The sequence below is a fragment of the Streptomyces sp. UNOC14_S4 genome (assembly GCF_020740835.1).
Lineage (GTDB): Bacteria > Actinomycetota > Actinomycetes > Streptomycetales > Streptomycetaceae > Streptomyces.
The window spans coordinates 1-16,341 of the sequence record NZ_JAINFC010000135.1 but is presented as its reverse complement, the minus strand read 5'-3'; the positions used below and the strand labels follow the sequence as shown (position 1 = coordinate 16,341).

Annotated in this window: 12 protein-coding genes; 6 read left to right on the top strand and 6 right to left on the bottom strand. The window is 71.0% G+C overall.

Annotated elements, in window-relative coordinates:
• Nucleotides 1–587 precede the first annotated feature (587 nt).
• Nucleotides 588–2,342 carry a TIGR03767 family metallophosphoesterase gene (locus K6I34_RS14820; protein ID WP_229326169.1) on the top strand — a complete coding sequence of 585 codons (1,755 nt, stop codon included), beginning with the start codon at nt 588–590 and terminating at the stop codon, nt 2,340–2,342.
• 19 nt (nt 2,343–2,361) lie between these two features.
• Here the strand turns inward: K6I34_RS14820 and K6I34_RS14815 are convergent, their stop codons facing one another.
• The gene (locus K6I34_RS14815; protein ID WP_229326168.1) at nt 2,362–3,417 is read right to left on the bottom strand and encodes a hypothetical protein; all 1,056 of its coding nucleotides are present in this window, start codon (nt 3,415–3,417) and stop codon (nt 2,362–2,364) included.
• Nucleotides 3,418–3,638: 221 nt separating this feature from the next.
• Entirely contained in the window at nt 3,639–6,230 is a 2,592-nt protein-coding gene (gene pepN, locus K6I34_RS14810) for an aminopeptidase N (RefSeq protein WP_229326166.1), read from the bottom strand.
• A 115-nt stretch (nt 6,231–6,345) separates the two neighbouring features.
• Here pepN and K6I34_RS14805 point away from each other — a divergent pair, with 115 nt between their 5' ends.
• Together K6I34_RS14805 and K6I34_RS14800 are read left to right on the top strand one after the other, a co-directional pair.
• On the top strand, nt 6,346–6,990 hold the full coding sequence (locus tag K6I34_RS14805; protein WP_308294011.1) for a DsbA family protein: 645 nt from the start codon (nt 6,346–6,348) through the stop codon (nt 6,988–6,990).
• 176 nt (nt 6,991–7,166) lie between these two features.
• Nucleotides 7,167–7,793, top strand: a complete 627-nt coding sequence (locus tag K6I34_RS14800) for a hypothetical protein (RefSeq protein ID WP_229326164.1) — start codon at nt 7,167–7,169, stop codon at nt 7,791–7,793.
• Between the two features lie 142 nt (nt 7,794–7,935).
• On the opposite strand, the gene K6I34_RS14795 is transcribed toward K6I34_RS14800, so the two are convergent.
• The 3 genes from K6I34_RS14795 to K6I34_RS14785 form a co-directional block, all read right to left on the bottom strand.
• Entirely contained in the window at nt 7,936–8,574 is a 639-nt protein-coding gene (locus K6I34_RS14795; RefSeq protein ID WP_229326162.1) for a superoxide dismutase, read from the bottom strand.
• Between the two features lie 166 nt (nt 8,575–8,740).
• The gene (locus K6I34_RS14790) at nt 8,741–10,201 is read right to left on the bottom strand and encodes an amino acid permease (protein WP_229326160.1); all 1,461 of its coding nucleotides are present in this window, start codon (nt 10,199–10,201) and stop codon (nt 8,741–8,743) included.
• Nucleotides 10,202–10,522: 321 nt separating this feature from the next.
• A complete protein-coding gene (locus K6I34_RS14785; protein WP_229326158.1) occupies nt 10,523–11,911 on the bottom strand; it encodes an amino acid permease in 1,389 nt (462 codons plus the stop codon).
• A 403-nt stretch (nt 11,912–12,314) separates the two neighbouring features.
• On the opposite strand from K6I34_RS14785, the gene K6I34_RS14780 reads away from it, so the two are divergent.
• Nucleotides 12,315–12,914, top strand: coding sequence for a biotin transporter BioY (locus K6I34_RS14780; RefSeq protein ID WP_229326156.1), 600 nt, complete (start codon nt 12,315–12,317; stop codon nt 12,912–12,914).
• A gap of 97 nt (nt 12,915–13,011) precedes the next feature.
• Here K6I34_RS14780 and K6I34_RS14775 read toward each other — a convergent pair whose 3' ends face one another.
• Complete coding sequence (locus K6I34_RS14775) at nt 13,012–14,454, bottom strand: amino acid permease (protein WP_229326154.1); 1,443 nt, start codon at nt 14,452–14,454, stop codon at nt 13,012–13,014.
• Nucleotides 14,455–14,593: 139 nt separating this feature from the next.
• Between K6I34_RS14775 and K6I34_RS14770 the strand changes: the two genes are divergently transcribed.
• Both K6I34_RS14770 and K6I34_RS14765 read left to right on the top strand, forming a co-directional pair.
• Nucleotides 14,594–15,079 (top strand): ribose-5-phosphate isomerase, encoded by a 486-nt coding sequence (locus tag K6I34_RS14770; protein WP_229326152.1) that lies wholly within the window; start codon nt 14,594–14,596, stop codon nt 15,077–15,079.
• 356 nt (nt 15,080–15,435) lie between these two features.
• Nucleotides 15,436–16,245 (top strand): Fpg/Nei family DNA glycosylase, encoded by an 810-nt coding sequence (locus K6I34_RS14765; protein ID WP_229326150.1) that lies wholly within the window; start codon nt 15,436–15,438, stop codon nt 16,243–16,245.
• Nucleotides 16,246–16,341 lie beyond the last annotated feature (96 nt).

Here is a 16,341-nt window from a genome sequence, read left to right as displayed (position 1 = left end):
GGTCGCGTCTCGCCCCGCCGCCGGGCGGCGCGGTCCGGGCTGTGGGGGTCGTGGGGGTCATGGACTTCCTTGCTGGTCGACGGCGGGCGTGGCGGAGAGTCACGCGAGCAGGACAAGGTGCCCGGCGTCCGAAAATCGGAGCCGGTTGACCGATCACTTTTATGGAAGTGACGGAGGTTTGGGGAGAGTTGCCCGTGAGGGAAAGTAGGGATGGCGTAAACCCGCCAGCAACCGCCCGGGAGGAAAGGTGCCGAAGGGGATGACGCGGTCGACATGCGTCAATGCAGGTCAGCAGGTGTTAGCCCGAATGGACTACGGCGGGGGCCGTTGGACCGGGGCGCCGTTCCCCCGGGGGTGAACGCTGAGTGAGCGTCAGTCCGCCAGGGGACGAGTGCTGTATGTCGATTCGCAATCGCCAAGATCGATGTGAGGTGATCGGCGGCGGCCGTTGCGGTCGTGTTCACGCCGAGGCCACCCCCGCTGCCAACGATCCTCAGTGACAGGAGCCAGGACCGGACGGACGGACCGCAGGACACAGGACAGTCGCCCAGCCCAGTACTTCGCGTTCGCACTCGGGGAGACCGCATATGCACCGCAGATCTGACAGATCCGCAGACGCCCGCCTCGACCGCCGTACGTTCCTGGCCGCGGCCGGTGCCGTGACCACCGCCACCGGCATCGGCCTGGCCCTGGGGGCGGACAGCAGCGCCCTCGCCGACGACCCCGACGCGGCCGCCAAGGCCGCCGCCAAGACCTCCTTCGCCCAGGCGGACGCGCGGGTGCAGGCCGCCGCGGCCGCCCCCACGGGCGCGGGCACGACGCTGGTGTCCGTCGCCGCGCCGCGCGGCAGCGGCGGCTACCGGCGCCTGGGCGACGGCCCCGGCTGGCCCCGGGTCGTCCGCTCCGAGCTGGCCACGGGCCGGGGCGGCCGGGAGGACCGGCGCACCACGCTGGCCTCCTTCGTGCAGTTCACCGACCTCCACCTCACGGACGTCCAGCACCCGCTGCGCTACGAGTTCTTCCGCGCGGGCGAGCCGGGCGCCTGGCGGCCGCACGAGGCGCTCACCCTGCCGGGCGTCGTCTCCCTGGTCGAGCGCGTCAACAAGCTGCGCCGGGGCCCGGTCACGGGCTCGCCCTTCGGCTTCGTCATCACCACGGGCGACAACGGCGACGAGAACGCGAAGATCGAGGTCGAGTGGTTCCTCACCGCCCTCAGCGGCGGCCGGATGAACCCCAACACCGGCGACCCGAGGCACTACGAGGGGGTGCAGAACAGCGGCCTCAAGCTCTTCTGGCACCCCGAGAGCTCCCTGCGCGACCAGGACAAGCAGGTCGGCTACCCGCGTATCGACGGCTACCTCGCCGCCGCGACCCGCACCGTCAACAGCCCCGGCCTCAACATCCCGTGGTACTCCACCTTCGGCAACCACGACCTGCTCTCCGGCGGCTGCTACCCGGCTGCCGGCTCCTTCATCCAGGACGCCGCCGTCGGCAACAAGAAGCTCCAGATCATCTCCGCCGCCGACGCCAAGTGGCTGATGGACGGCGAGTCCAAGGGCGCCGACCCCAAGGGCGAGCGCATCCGCGAACTGCTGCGCGCCCACAAGAAAGAGATGCGCACCGTCACCCCCGACCCGCGCCGCGTCCCGCTGACCGCGCGCCAGTACGTCGCCGCGCACCTCGACAGGCGCTACACGGGCCACGGCCCCGTCGGCCACGGCTACACCCGCGAGAACCTCGACTCCGGCGAGCTCTACTACTCCTTCCGGATCTCCGACCGCGTCGTCGGCATCAGCCTCGACTCCACCGACCCCGGCGGCCACTACCAGGGCTCGATCGGCACGGCCCAACTCCGCTGGCTGGACAGGACGCTGAAGCGCTACAGCGACAGCTACGCGCTGGTCTTCAGCCACCACCCGAGCTGGAGCATGGACAACAACACCCCCGACCCGGCCGAGCCCGACGACGAGCGGCACGACGGCGACGAGCTGATCACCCTGCTGCAGAGCCACGGCAACGTGCTCGCGTGGATCAACGGCCACAGCCACCGCAACCGCATCCGGCCCCGCGGCACCTTCTGGGAGATCGCCACCGCCTCCCACGTGGACTATCCGCAGCTCGCCCGGATCATCGAGGTCACCGACAACCACGACGGCACGATCTCCCTCTTCACCACCCTCATCGAGTCCGCCGCCCCCTACCGCACCGACTTCCACGACCTCTCCCAGACCGGCCTCGCGTCCCTCTACCGCGAGCTGGCCTTCAACGCCCCCGGCTCCGACACCTCGCTCGGCGGCGCGGCGGACGACCGCAACACCGAGCTGCTGCTGCGCAGGCGCTGAAGTCCCGTCCGGTGCCCCCCTAGTGGGGGACGACGACGAGATACGCGGCGGGGTCGCGGTCGGCCGACGCCATCAGGGCGGTACGGACCACCGCGGCCTGCTGCTCGGGCGTGTCCCGCAGCTTCTTCGGCGTCACGTGCACCACCGTGATGCCCAGCCGTTCGAGGTGCTCGCGCTTGCGGTACTGCTCCGTCCACAGCGCCTCGTCGTCCTGGCGCGGCGTCCGCGAGTCGATCTCCAGCGCGACGCTGTGCTCGGGCCAGAACGCGTCCACCCGCCCCAGGCACGGGCCGCCGGGCAGCCGCAGGTCGACGTTCCACAGCGGCTCGGGCAGCCCTTGGTCGCTCACCAGCTCGTACAGCCTGCCCTCGGCGACCGCGCGGCTCTCGGCGAGCAGCGTGTCCACGGCGTCCACCACGTGCGCCCGTCCCAGCAGCCGGGCCTGCGTCAACTCCCGTACGACCGCCTGGGCTTCGCAGTGCCCGTCGCGCACGGCCTCCGTCAGCACCCGGCGCACGGCGGACGCGTCCGTCAGCTGCGCCACGGCGTCGGCCACCGCGCGGGCCGCGGGCGCCACCGGCAGGCCCGTCAGCGTCCTCGGCCGCGGCAGGGCGTGTGCCCGGACGAGCCGGACGAACCCGGTCGTGCGCAGCCGCCGGGTACGGGGCACGAGCACGTCGATGCGGTCCAGGGACAGCAGCGGGGGCACCGACGTGAACCGGTGCAGGGCGAGGGCCGCCGCCCCCGTGATCATGGCATCCCCGTACCCGGCCGCCGCGGCCTCCCGCGCCGCGGCGGTGGCCGTGGCCGGTCCGGGCCGCGAGACCGGCCCCGAGGTGCGCGGCACGGTGTACATCAGCGCGGCGTGCAGCCGCTCCTCACTGGTCGCGGGCCCGGTGCGGAGCAGCACCACACCGGGCAGCAACTGCTGCCACGGCCCACCGGGCCGGCAGCGCTCGGTCATGACGGCGCCCGGTACGCCGTGCTCACGCAGCTGACGCGACGTCATGACGCGGTGCCGCACATCGGAGAGATGATGCAGGGGCCTGGGCGAGAGCGGTGTTTCGCGATTCATACTCAGGCGATCCCCACGCTTTGGGGTGGCCCTAACCCCCTGTTACGACCCTGTCGGCAAACCGGGACAGTGCCCCGTAAGGGGCGCGGGGAACTGCGCGACCAGCCCCCACCGGGCCGCAGCCGCGCGCGGAGCGCAAGAGGCAGCCCGGTGGGCGGGGGCCCGGGGCGAAGCCCCGGTCACAGAAGCGGGGCACCCCGCAGCCGCGTCACGCAGCGGCGTCACGCAGCCGCGTCACACGCCTGCGCCCGCAGGGCGCGAGCCAGATCGTCGCGCGCCTCGACCACCAGCCGCCGCAACGCCGGCGCGGCCGCCTCATGCGCGGAAAGCCACGCATCGGCGGAAGCCAGAGCCGCCGCATCACCCTGCAGCATGGGGAAGAGCCCCCGGACCACCGCCATCCCGATCTCGATCGACCGCTCCCGCCACACCCGCTCGATCGCCTCGAAGTAGCGCGTGGCGTACGGCGCCAGCAACTCCCGCTGCCCGGCCTGGTTCCAGCCCGCGATCGTCGCCTCGGCGAGCGCGTTGGAGAGCGCGTCGGAGTCCACGACCGCCGCCCACGCCTCGGCCTTGACCTCGGCGGACGGCCGGGCCGCCAGGCAGCGCACCTGGTGCCGCTTGCCGGAGGCGGTGTTGTCGCGGGCCAGCTCGGCCCCGATCGCGGCCTCGTCGGCCGCGCCTTCCGCGGCGAGCGTGCCGAGGAACGCCCAGCGCAGCTCCTGGTCGACGTCCAGCCCGTCGATCTTCCCCGTGCCGTCCAGCAGCCCGCGCAGCAGCTGGAGGTCGGCCTCCTCGGAGGCGAGCTGCGCGAAGCAGCGCGCCCACGCGAGCTGGTGGCCGCTGCCCGGCTCGGCGAGGCGCAGCTCGCGCAGCGCGCTCGCGGCCAGCCCCCGGCCGCCCGCCGCGCGCCAGTCGGGCGCCGCGTAGTGCACCAGGGCGCTCTGCGCCCAGCTCTGGACCATCTGCAGGACACCGACCTCGGTCTCGGCACCGGCGAAGCGCTCCACCAGGTCCACGAAGTCACGGGCGGGCATCAGCCCGTCGCGGGTGAGGTTCCACAGCGCGGACCAGCACAGGGCGCGCGCCAGCGGGTCCGTGAGCTCGCCCAGGTGCTTGCGGAGGGTGGTCAGCGACGCCTCGTCGAAGCGGATCTTGCAGTACGTGAGGTCGTCGTCGTTGACCAGCACGAGCTCCGGCCGCTCGGCGCCCACCAGCTCGGCCACCGTCGTCCGCGGACCGGCGACGTCCACTTCGGCGCGGGCGTAGCGCACCAGCGCGCCGTCGGCCTCCCGGCGGCGGTAGAGGCCGACCGCCACCCGGTGCGGACGCAGCTCGGGGTGGGTGGGCGCCGCCTCCTGGAGGATCGCGAGCTCGGTGATCCGGTCACCGGCGTCGTAGGTCACCTGCGGGGTCAGAGAGTTGACGCCCGCGGTCTGGAGCCACGCGCGCGACCAGCCGGCCATGTCGCGGCCGGAGGTCTCCTCCAGCACCGACAGCAGGTCGGTGAGGCGCGTGTTGCCGTACGCGTGGCGCTTGAAGTAGCGGCGCGCGCCCTCCAGGAACGCGTCGCGCCCGACGTAGGCGACGAGCTGCTTGAGCACCGAGGCGCCCTTGGCGTAGGTGATGCCGTCGAAGTTGAGCTTGGCGTCCTCCAGGTCACGGATGTCGGCCGTGATCGGGTGCGTGGAGGGCAGCTGGTCGGCGCGGTAGGCCCACGCCTTGCGCTGGTTGGCGAAGGTGATCCAGGCGTTCTCGTAGCGCGTCGCCTCGACCTGCGAGAAGGAGCCCATGAAGTCGGCGAACGACTCCTTGAGCCACAGGTCGTCCCACCACTCCATGGTCACCAGGTCGCCGAACCACATGTGCGCCATCTCGTGCAGGATGACGTTGGCCCGCCGCTCGTACGCCGACCGCGTCACCTTGCCGCGGAAGACGAACTCCTCCCGGAAGGTCACGCAGCCCGGGTTCTCCATCGCGCCGATGTTGTACTCCGGCACGAACGCCTGGTCGTACTTCCCGAAGGGGTACGGGTAGTCGAAGTTCTCGTGGAAGAAGTCCAGGCCCTGCTTGGTGACCGTGAAGATCTCGTCGGCGTCGAAGTGCCGCGCGAGCCCCTTGCGGCAGAGCGCGGCCAGCGGGATGTCCAGGACGGAGCCGTCGGCGGCGGTCCGGCTGTAGTGGTCGCGCTCCACGTGGTACGGGCCCGCGACCACGGCCGTGATGTAGGTGGAGATCGGCCGCGTCGGCACGAAGCGCCAGGTGAGGCCCCCGCCGCCGAGGGACTCGGGCTCGCCGTCCGCGGCCCCGTTGCTGATCACGGTCCACTCGGCGGGCGCGGTCACCGAGAAGGTGAACGGGGCCTTGAGGTCCGGCTGTTCGAAGTTCGCGAAGACCCGGCGCGCGTCGGCGGGCTCGTACTGCGTGTAGAGGTAGACCTCGCCGTCCTCGGGGTCGACGAAGCGGTGCAGGCCCTCGCCGGTCCTGCTGTACGCGCACTGCGCGTCCACCACCAGGACGTTCTCGGCGGCGAGCGAGGGCAGCGCGATCCGCGTGCCGTCGAAGACGGCGGCCGGGTCCAGCTTCTCGCCGTTGAGGGTCACGGAGGCGACCGACGGCGCGACGAGGTCGGCGAAGCTCGCGGCCCCCGGCTCGGCGCAGCGGAAGCGGATCGTGGTCACCGACCGGAAGGTGCGGTGCTCCGGGCCCGCGCCCACCGCGGACCGCAGGTCGAGGGCCACCTCATAGGCGTCCACCGCCAGCAGTCGGGCCCGCTCACGGGCCTCGTCACGCGTCAGATTCTCACCGGGCACGGGTGCTCCCTCGGGCTTCGTCTCGGATCTCGGGCAACATCAGGAATCATGGCACGGGCAGTGTTGTTGAATCCCTCACTGATCAGCTCGCATGAGCTCACTGGAGGAGATTCGCGTGACCGCTCCCGACAAGACCGTCGCGGACTTCTGGTTCGACCCCGCCTGCCCCTGGGCGTGGATGACCTCGCGCTGGATGCTGGAGGTCGAGAAGGTCCGGCCGGTCGAGGTGCGCTGGCATGTCATGAGCCTGGCCGTCCTCAACGAGAACAAACTCGACGAGCTCCCGGAGGCGTACGTCGAGTCGATGCGCCCGGGCGGCTCCGCCTGGTGGCCGGTGCGCGTCTGCATAGCCGTCGAGCAGCAGCACGGCCAGGAGGCGCTCGGCCGTTTCTACACCGCGCTCGGCACCCGTCTGCACAACCTGGGGCAGTCGCGCACCCGCGAGACCCTGGTCGGCGCCCTGGAGGACGCCGGTCTCCCGGCCGGGCTGGTCGAGGCCGCCGTCTCGGAGGAGTACGACAAGCAGCTGCGCGCTTCGCACAAGGACGGCATCGACCGGGTCGGCCAGGACGTCGGCACCCCGGTGATCTCGGTGCCCGGCGCGGACGGCGCGGAGGTCGCCTTCTTCGGCCCGGTCGTCACCCCCGCCCCCAAGGGCGAGGCCGCGGCCAGGCTGTGGGACGGCACGCTGCTGGTGGCCTCGACGCCGGGCTTCTACGAGATCAAGAGGACGCGTACGCAAGGTCCGATCTTCGACTGAGGTCGGCCACGCCGTCCCGGCCGGGGGTCCGGGGGTTGCCCCCCGGGAGATTGCAGTAAGAGGACGCGTACGCAGGGCCCGATCTTCGACTGACGGCGGTACGGAAGGTCGTTCGACAGGTCATTCGGCAGGTCATTCGGCGGGCGGCCGGGGAGCTGGTCCCTTAATGTCCGGGTATGGGTAAGACGGACCTTTCCCGGCCGCTCGGTCGTGCGGGTGGCCGGGAGGACACCGAGCCGCCGGGCGGGCATGCCCGCTTCGCGGAGCTGCCCGTACGCCCGTACGACCTGCTGCTGCGGGCCGTGTGCCGGGCGCTGCCGCCGCTGTGGAGCGCGCTGGGCCTGCGGCAGACGGCCGGTACGCTCCGGCACTACCTGCGGGGCGACGGCACCGCCTACCGGGTGGACGCCGACCGGCTGCTCGCCCTTCCGGGGGTGCGGCCCGCCGCGCGAGGACAGCTGGACCGCTGGCGCGCGGAGGCGCTCGCGCGCTGGCGCGAGGGGCCGCGCGCGCCCGCCGCGTACCCGGCCGACAGCGGCTGGCGCGGCGTGGCGATCCCCCGGCGGGCGGGTCTCGACTGGTGGCTCGCCCTGCGCGGCGTCGACTACCGGCTGACCGGCACGGTGCGGGTGGACGCGGAGGGTGGCACCGCCGTGGACTACCGCTTCGCGGTGCACCGCAGCTGGACCTTCTGCCGCGGCGGCTCCGCGTACGCCCTCCCTTTCGCGGCCCTGGGCCGCCTCCATGAAACGGGCCTGGCCCGCGAATTCACGGTGACGGGCGAGGCGTTCGGGCACGTCTGAGCGCCCCGAAGGGGCGCGGGGAACTGCGCGACCAGCCACGACGTACGGAAAGAGTGAGGAGCCCCCGCACGGGTGCACAGGGGCTCCTCGTCGCCCGCTACGTGAAGGGTGAGAAGACGATCACGAGCAGGACGATCCGTGGTTACGGCAGAAGCAACGCGTTGCCGCGCTCCTTCGCCGCCGCGTAGCGCTTCGCGACGTCCTGCCAGTTGACGACGGCCCACATGGCGTCGATGAAGTCCACCTTCTGGTTCTTGTACTGAAGGTAGAACGCGTGCTCCCAGGCGTCGAAGACCAGGATCGGCGTGGAGCCCTGGCCGACGTTGCCCTGGTGGTCGTAGACCTGCTCGACGATCAGGCGGCCGCTGAGCGGCTCGTAGGCGAGGACGCCCCAGCCCGAGCCCTGCGTCGTGGCCGACGCCTTGGTCAGCTGGGCCTTGAACTTCTCGAAGGAGCCGAAGGACTCGGCGATGGCGTCGGCGAGCTCGCCCACGCCGTCCTTGTCCAGGGGCTCGCCGCCGCCCTCGCCGGACATGTTCTGCCAGTAGATGCTGTGCAGGATGTGGCCGGAGAGGTGGAAGGCCAGGTTCTTCTCCAGGCCGTTGACGGCCCCCCACTGGTCCTTGTCGCGGGCCTCGGCGAGCTGCTCCAGCGTGTCGTTGGCGCCCTTGACGTACGCGGCGTGGTGCTTGTCGTGGTGCAGCTCGATGATTTTCGCGTCGATGACCGGCTGCAGCGCCGCGTAATCGTAGGGGAGTTCAGGAAGTGTGTAGATGGCCATGCCGAGCCCTCCGACTGCTTATTGCAATTAACTTGCAGGTAGACGCTATCAGCAAGTGATGAGGAAAAGCGGTGAAGGGGGTGGGCTTCCGACCAAAGACGGAGGCGGGGTAGGTCCTGAAGATCAGGACCTACCCCGCCTCGTCCGCACGGGTGGTGGTGGAGCGTCAGCTTTCGGCCGATTCGTCCGCCTGGGCGGGGATCAGCCGCTTCCTGTTCGCCATGACGCGCTGCCGCGCGTAGCCGACGGCGGCGAGGGCCAGGGTGAGTCCGGCCGTGGAGTAGAGCTGGACACGGGTGTCCTGCTCGCGCAGCATCAGCGCCAGGGTGGCGAGGATGCCGACCAGGGCCACGACGGTGACGTAGGGGAACCACCACATGCGCACCACGAGCCTGTCGGGTTCCTCGCGCTCCAGCCTGCGGCGCATCGTCAGCTGGGTGACGGCGATGAAGGCCCACACCACGAGCACGGCCGCGCCCGTCATGTAGAGGAGCCACTTGAAGACGGTGTCCGGCCACCAGTAGCTCAGCAGCACCGCGAAGAAGCCGAAGGCGGAGGAGGCCAGCACGGTCAGCCGGGGCACGCCGCCGCTGACCTTGCCCAGGAAGCGGGGGCCCTCGCCGCGCTGGACGAGGGAGTACGACATCCGGGAGGCGCCGTAGATATTGGCGTTCATCGCGGAGAGCAGCGCGATCAGCACGATCACGTTCATGATCTGCCCGGCCGCGGGGATGTCCAGGTAGTCCAGGACGGCGACGTACGGACCGCTCTCGGTGATCGACTTGTCGTCCCACGGGATCAGGGTGACGACCACCAGCATCGAGCCCACGTAGAACAGCGCGATGCGCCACATCGCCGTGCGCACGGCCTTGGCGACGCCCCTGACCGGCTGCTCGGACTCGGCGGCCGCGATCGTCACCGTCTCCAGGCCGCCGTAGGCGAAGACCGAGGCGAGCAGGCCCGCGGCGAGGCCGTCGGTGCCGCTGGGGAGGAAGCCGCCGTGGCCGGTCAGGTTGTCGGCCCCCGGGGCCGAGCTGCCCGGCAGCACGCCCAGGATGGCCAGCAGGCCCAGCACCAGGAAGAGGCCGATGGCGCCGACCTTGAGCGCGGCGAACCAGAACTCGAACTCGCCGAAGTTGCTGACCGCCGCCAGGTTGGTGCCGCAGAAGACGGCCATGAAGATCAGCACCCACATCCACGAGGGGGTGGAGGGGAGCCAGGAGACCACGATGTGGGCCGCGCCGATCGCCTCCACGGCGATGCCGACGCACAGCTCCACCCAGAACATCCAGCCGACGGTGAAGCCGGCCCACGGGCCCAGCGACCGCTCGGCGTGCACGGAGAAGGTGCCCGAGGCGGGGTTGGCCGCGGCCATCTCGCCGAGCATCCGCATCACGAGCATCACCAGCAGGCCGGAGGCAGCGTAGGCGAGCACGATGCCCGGACCCGCCGCGGCGATACCCGCGCCCGAGCCGACGAAGAGACCGGCGCCGATGACACCACCGAGGGCGATCATCGACAGATGGCGCTGCTTGAGCCCGTGCGACAGGTCCTTGTCGCCCGGTGCCTGGCCGAGGGCCCCGTCGTCGCGCGGTGGCGCGGACGAGGCCGCAGGTATCCGAGTCATGTCGTGTGATTCCCGTGGGGTGAGAGCGGAAAGTTGCCTCAGTGTGAAGGCCATGTTCGCCCAGGACAACCGTTGTGACATTGCTGTCCGATATCCAGACGGCAACGTCACTGACTGTGCATGACAGGTGTCTCCTGAAGCAACCCATATCCCGGCCGGAGTGGACGAAACGCCTCCGCTCTTGGCCCGTTCCGATCACGCCACGGGGTCGTTTGAGGGGGCGCCTACCGGGGTGCCTCTTGCGCTTCGCGCGCGGCCGCGGGTCCGGTGGGGGCTGGTCGCGCAGTTCCCCGCGCCCCTGATGGGGCGCGCCCCGGTGGGTCAGCTGCGGCGCAGGCGGAGTTCGCGGAGGCCCGCTACCGCGAGGACCGCCGCCGTGGCCCCCGCCGACCACAGGAGCTGCGGCCGCGCCCCCGCATCGGTGAGCATGAGGACGAGGACGGCCGCCATACCGGCCAGCGCCGCCCACGTCAGATACGGGAACGCCCACATCCGCAGGGCCAGCCGCTCCGGCATCTCCCGCTCGATGCGCCGCCGCAGGCGCAGCTGGGAGGCGGCGATCAGGCCCCAGACGAAGAGGAGCACGGCGCCGACCGCGTTCAGCAGGTACTTGAAGATCGAGTCCGGCCACTCCAGGTTCAATATGACCGAGGCGAAGCCGAAGGCCACCGAGGCCCCCACCGCCCGGCGCGGCACCCCGCCCGAGACCTTGAGCAGCGAGCGCGGCGCCTCGCCCCGTTCGGCCAGCGAGAAGACCATCCTCGACGAGCCGTAGAGGTTGGCGTTGAGCGCGGAGAGCAGGGCCACGAAGACCACGATGTTCATGATCTGTCCGGCGCCCGGTACCCCGATGTGGTCCAGGACCGCCACGTAGGGGCTCTTGCCCGGCTGCATCGAGGTCCACGGCAGCAGGGTGACGATGACGAGCATCGAGCCGACGTAGAAGAAGAGGATGCGCCACACCGCGCTGCGCACGGCGCGTCCCACCGCGCGGGCGGGGTCGTCGGACTCGGCGGCGGCGATGGTGACGACCTCCAGGCCGCCGAAGGCGAAGACGACGGCGAGCACACCGGAGATCACACCACTGGCGCCGTGGGGGAAGAAGCCGCCCTGGCCGGTGAGATTGGTGAAGCCCACCGCGTGGGTGTCCGGCAGCAGGCCGAAGATCGCCAGCAGGCTCAGGCCCAGGAACAGGACGATCGCGCCGACCTTGAGGGTGGCGAACCAGAACTCGAACTCGCCGAAGTTCTTCACCGCGGCGAGGTTGGCGCCGGTGAAGACCACCATGAAGACCAGCACCCAGGCCCACTGCGGCACCGACGGCAGCCAGCCGTTCGCGATCTGCGCCGCGCCGGTGGCCTCCACGGCGAGCACGACGACCAGCAGGAACCAGTAGAGCCAGCCGACCGTGAACCCGGCCCAGCGGCCCAGCGCGCGCTCCGCGTGCACGGAGAAGGCGCCCGACGCGGGCATCGCGGCCGACATCTCGCCGAGCATCCGCATCACCAGCATCGCCAGCGCACCGGCGATCAGGTACGACACGATGATCCCGGGCCCCGCCACGGAGATCCCGGCGCCGGAGCCGACGAACAGGCCCGCCCCGATCACCCCGCCGAGCCCCAGCATCGTCAGATGCCGCTGCTTCAGGCCCGCCGACAGGGGTTCTTTCTCGCCGCTCAGGGGCGCTGCGGCAGGCGGTGCTTCATGCATGGGCAGCTCGTACTCTCGAATTCGGTGCCAGGCTCACAAGGGGCACAAAAAGGCGCGGGAAGATATCCCAGATTCTCCCGCGGGGGCACCCGGCGCCAAGCTCCGCCGGTCCGTCGTGAGAAGCATCACGTGAGGGACGGGAACGCCCCGGGAATCGCCCGCACGGAACCTGTACGGAAACCCGCGCGGAAACACGGGCGCCTTTCCTGTGGGCCTGCACGGCTCACGCGGCTTACGCGGCCTGCACGGCTGCGCGCATATCAGTGCCCACCCGCGGCATCGCCGCTCGGAACTCTCCAAAGCGGGGCGGTCCGCCTTTGTCGCCGTCGCGCCCTGTCGGCACGGCTCCCCTCGACTACCGTCGTCGCGTCCCCCACCTTCCACTTCGTCACCGGGAGTACCGATGGCCACCGCTGCCCCAGTAACCCGGACCGGTACGGTCCTCGCCGATCTGCTCCCCGCCCGGGCCGGAGCGGGCGCCGTCGTCCGTGACGCCGCCCTCGTCCTCGGCGGCGCGGTGCTCACCGGTGTCACCGCCCAGATCGCCGTCCCGGTCCCGGGCTCTCCGGTCCCGGTCACCGGCCAGACCTTCGCGGCCCTCCTCGTCGGCACGGCGCTCGGCGCCCGCCGCGGCTTCCTCTCCCTGGCCCTCTACGCCCTGGTCGGCATGGCCGGGATGCCGTGGTTCGCCGACGGCCGGTCCGGCGCGGGCTTCGCCTCCTTCGGCTACGTGCTCGGCATGATGCTGGCCGCCACCGTCGCGGGCGCCCTCGCCCGTCGGGGCGCGGACCGCTCCGCGCTGCGCACCGCGGGCACCATGGCCCTGGGCACCGCGATCATCTACGCGGTCGGCGTCCCCTATCTCGCGCTCTCCGCCCACCTCTCGCCGACCGGCGCGGTCGCCGCGGGCCTGACCCCGTTCCTCATCGGCGACGCGCTCAAGGCGGCGCTCGCCATGGGCGCGCTCCCGACGGCCTGGAAGCTGCTCGGCCGCCGCGGCTGAATTCCCCTCCGCGTACGCGTGGACATACGAGTGGGCCCGCACCACCTCGGTGCGGGCCCACTCGTATATATCTGTCGTTACCTGTCGTCGTCTGCTGTTACTGCCCGACCGCGTGCTTCCTGCCGCGGTTGAGGACGAGGCCGATGGCCACGACGATCAGCGCGATCATCGTCGAGAGCAGCACCTGGGTGCGGTTGTCACCGCCGTCGTAGAACATGTAGCCGATGACGAAGGTGATCATGCCGATGGTCGCCCAGGTCAGGTACGGGAAGAGCCACATCTTCACGACGAGCTTGTCCGGCCGCTCGCGCAGGATGATGCCGCGCATCTTCAGCTGGGTGATGCAGATGACCAGCCAGACGAAGAGGGCGATGGCACCCGAGGAGTTCAGCAGGAACTTGAAGACGGTGTCGGGCCACACGTAGTTGAAGAGCACCGAGACGAAGCCGAAGACGACCGAGCCGAGGATCGCGGCCGTCGGTACGCCGTTCTTCCCGACCCGCGCGAAGGCCCGCGGCGCGTCGCCGCGCTGCCCGAGCGAGAAGGCCATACGGGAGGCGGTGTAGAGGCCCGAGTTCAGGCAGGACAGCACGGCGGTCAGCACGATGACGTTCATGACCTGGCCCGCGTGCGGGATGCCGATCGAGTCGAGGGCGGCGACGTAGCTGCCCTTGTCGGCGATCTCCTTGGAGTCCCACGGCAGCAGGGAGACCACGACGAAGATCGAACCCAGGTAGAAGACCGCGATGCGCCAGATGACGCTGTTGGTGGCCTTGGTGACCGCGCGCTGCGGGTCCTCCGACTCACCGGCCGCGAGGGTGACGATCTCGCTGCCCATGAAGGAGAAGACGACCATCAGGACACCGGTGAGGATCGCTCCCGGGCCGTTCGGCAGGAAACCGCCGTGCGAGGTGAGGTTGGAGATGCCCGCGGTGTCGCTGTGCGAGCCCGGCAGCACCCCGAAGACGGCCAGCGAGCCGATGACCACGAACGCGGCGATCGCCACGACCTTGATCCCGGCGAACCAGAACTCGAACTCGCCGTACGAGGCGACCGAGCCCAGGTTGGTCGCGGTGAGCAGGACCATGACGATCAGCGCCCAGGCCCACTGGGGCACGGCCGGGATCCAGCCGTGCAGGATCTTGGCACCGGCGGTCGCCTCGACCGCGAGCACCACGACCCAGAAGAACCAGTACAGCCAGCCGATCGAGAAGCCCGCCCAGCGGCCGAGCGCGCGGTCGGCGTAGGCGGAGAACGAACCGGAGGTCGGATTGGCGGCGGCCATCTCCCCGAGCATCCGCATCACGAAGACGACCATCACGCCGACGAGTGCGTAGGAGACGAGAATGCCGGGGCCGGCGGCGGCGATGCCGGAGGACGAGCCCACGAACAGGCCGGCTCCGATCACACCGCCAATGGCGATCATGGACAGGTGGCGATTCTTGAGACCGGCCTTGAGGCCGTCCTGGGCCGACGCGGCGGTCTGCCCGGGATCGCCGGCGATCGACGCCTTTGTCACAGTCGGCGGTATGGCGCTCATGCACGTTCCTTAAGGTTCTCGGGTTACGAGTTCCCGCATTAGAACTTTTCGAAGCTGTGATCGGGAAGAGCCGAATCCGTATCGTTGTGATCGGGACCTGACGCGAAGTCCGGTGGGAACTCGTGCCACACTCGGTCGCATGCGCGTGTACCTCGGCTCCGACCATGCCGGCTACGAACTCAAGAACCACCTCGTCGAGTGGCTCACGGCCCACGGCCACGAGCCCGTCGACTGCGGTCCGCACATCTACGACGCCCAGGACGACTACCCCCCCTTCTGCCTCCGCGCCGCGGAGCGGACGGCCGCGGACGAGGACAGCCTCGGCATCGTGATCGGCGGCTCCGGCAACGGCGAGCAGATCGCCGCGAACAAGGTCAAGGGCGTCCGGGCCGCCCTGGCCTGGAGCGAGCAGACGGCGGCGCTGGGGCGTGAGCACAACAACGCCAACGTGATCAGCGTGGGTGCGCGGATGCACACCCAGGAGGAGGCGACGAAGTTCGTCGAGATCTTCCTGGCGACCCCGTACTCGGGCGACGAGCGGCACACCCGCCGCATCGAGATGCTCGCCCACTACGAGCGGACGGGCGAGCTCCCGGCCATCCCCGCGCACCACCCGCAGGGCTGACCGCACGGGGTTCCCGCCGTTGCCGCCCTGCGGGCGGGAGCGGCCTGCGGCCGCGTCCTCAATCGCCGGACGGGCTTGGTGGGGGTTGCTCTGGGTGGAAGAGTGTTTCTGGGGGCTGCGCCCCCAGGCCCCCGCTCCGGGGCTGCGCCTTTGTCTGCGGGCCGGTGGGGGCTGGTCGCGCAGTTCCCCGCGCCCCTAAAGGGGCGCGCCTCGTCGCCCGTGCTTGCGCCTCACCCCCGTTTGTGGGCAGGCGTTCCGCATGGCGGAACGGGTGGGCACAAACGGGCCCACCGGCCGCAACCGACCACACTGCGGGGTCCGGGGCGCAAGCCCCGGTCGATACAGGAAGAGGTACCGTGCCCGAAGGCCACACGATCCATCGGCTCGCCCAGGACCACCGTGAGCGGTTCGGCGACCGGAAGGTCGCCGTGAGCAGCCCGCAGGGCAAATTCGCCGCCAGCGCCGCCCTCCTCGACGGCACCCCCCTCACCACCACCGAGGCCCACGGCAAGCACCTCTTCCTCGGGTTCGCCGAGCACGGCTGGGTCCACATCCACCTCGGCCTCTTCGGCAAGTACACCTTCGGCGGCGCCCCCGTCCCCCCGCCCACCGACACCGTGCGGCTGCGGCTCGCCGTCCCCGACGCGTACGCCGACCTGCGCGGGCCCACCACCTGCGCGCTGATCACGGACGCCGAGAAGCAGGCGATACACGACCGGCTCGGCCCGGACCCGCTGCGGGCCGCGGACGACGGCGAGGCCGCCTGGGCCCGCGTCAGCCGGAGCCGGACGAGCATCGCCGCCCTGCTCATGGACCAGAAGGTGATCGCGGGCGTCGGCAATGTCTACCGCGCCGAGGTCCTCTTCCGGCACAACATCGACCCGTACCGCCTCGGCCGCGATCTCACCCGTTCCGAGTGGGACGCGATCTGGTCGGACCTGGTCGCGCTCATGCGGGAGGGCGTACGGCACAACCGGATCGACACCGTCCGCCCGGAGCACACCCCCGAGGCCATGGGCCGCCCGCCCCGCGTGGACGACCACGGCGGCGAGGTCTACGTCTACCGCCGGGCGCAGCAGCCCTGCCACATCTGCGGCGACGGCATCCGCACCGCCGACCTCGCCGCCCGCAACCTCTTCTGGTGCCCCACCTGCCAGCAGCGCTGACGCTCCGTCAGAAGCCGTGCGGCAGCCAGGGAGCGACCGGGCTGCCGAAGGCCACCGAGGCCTCCGCCAGGGCACCCTCCCGCAGCTCCCGCACCC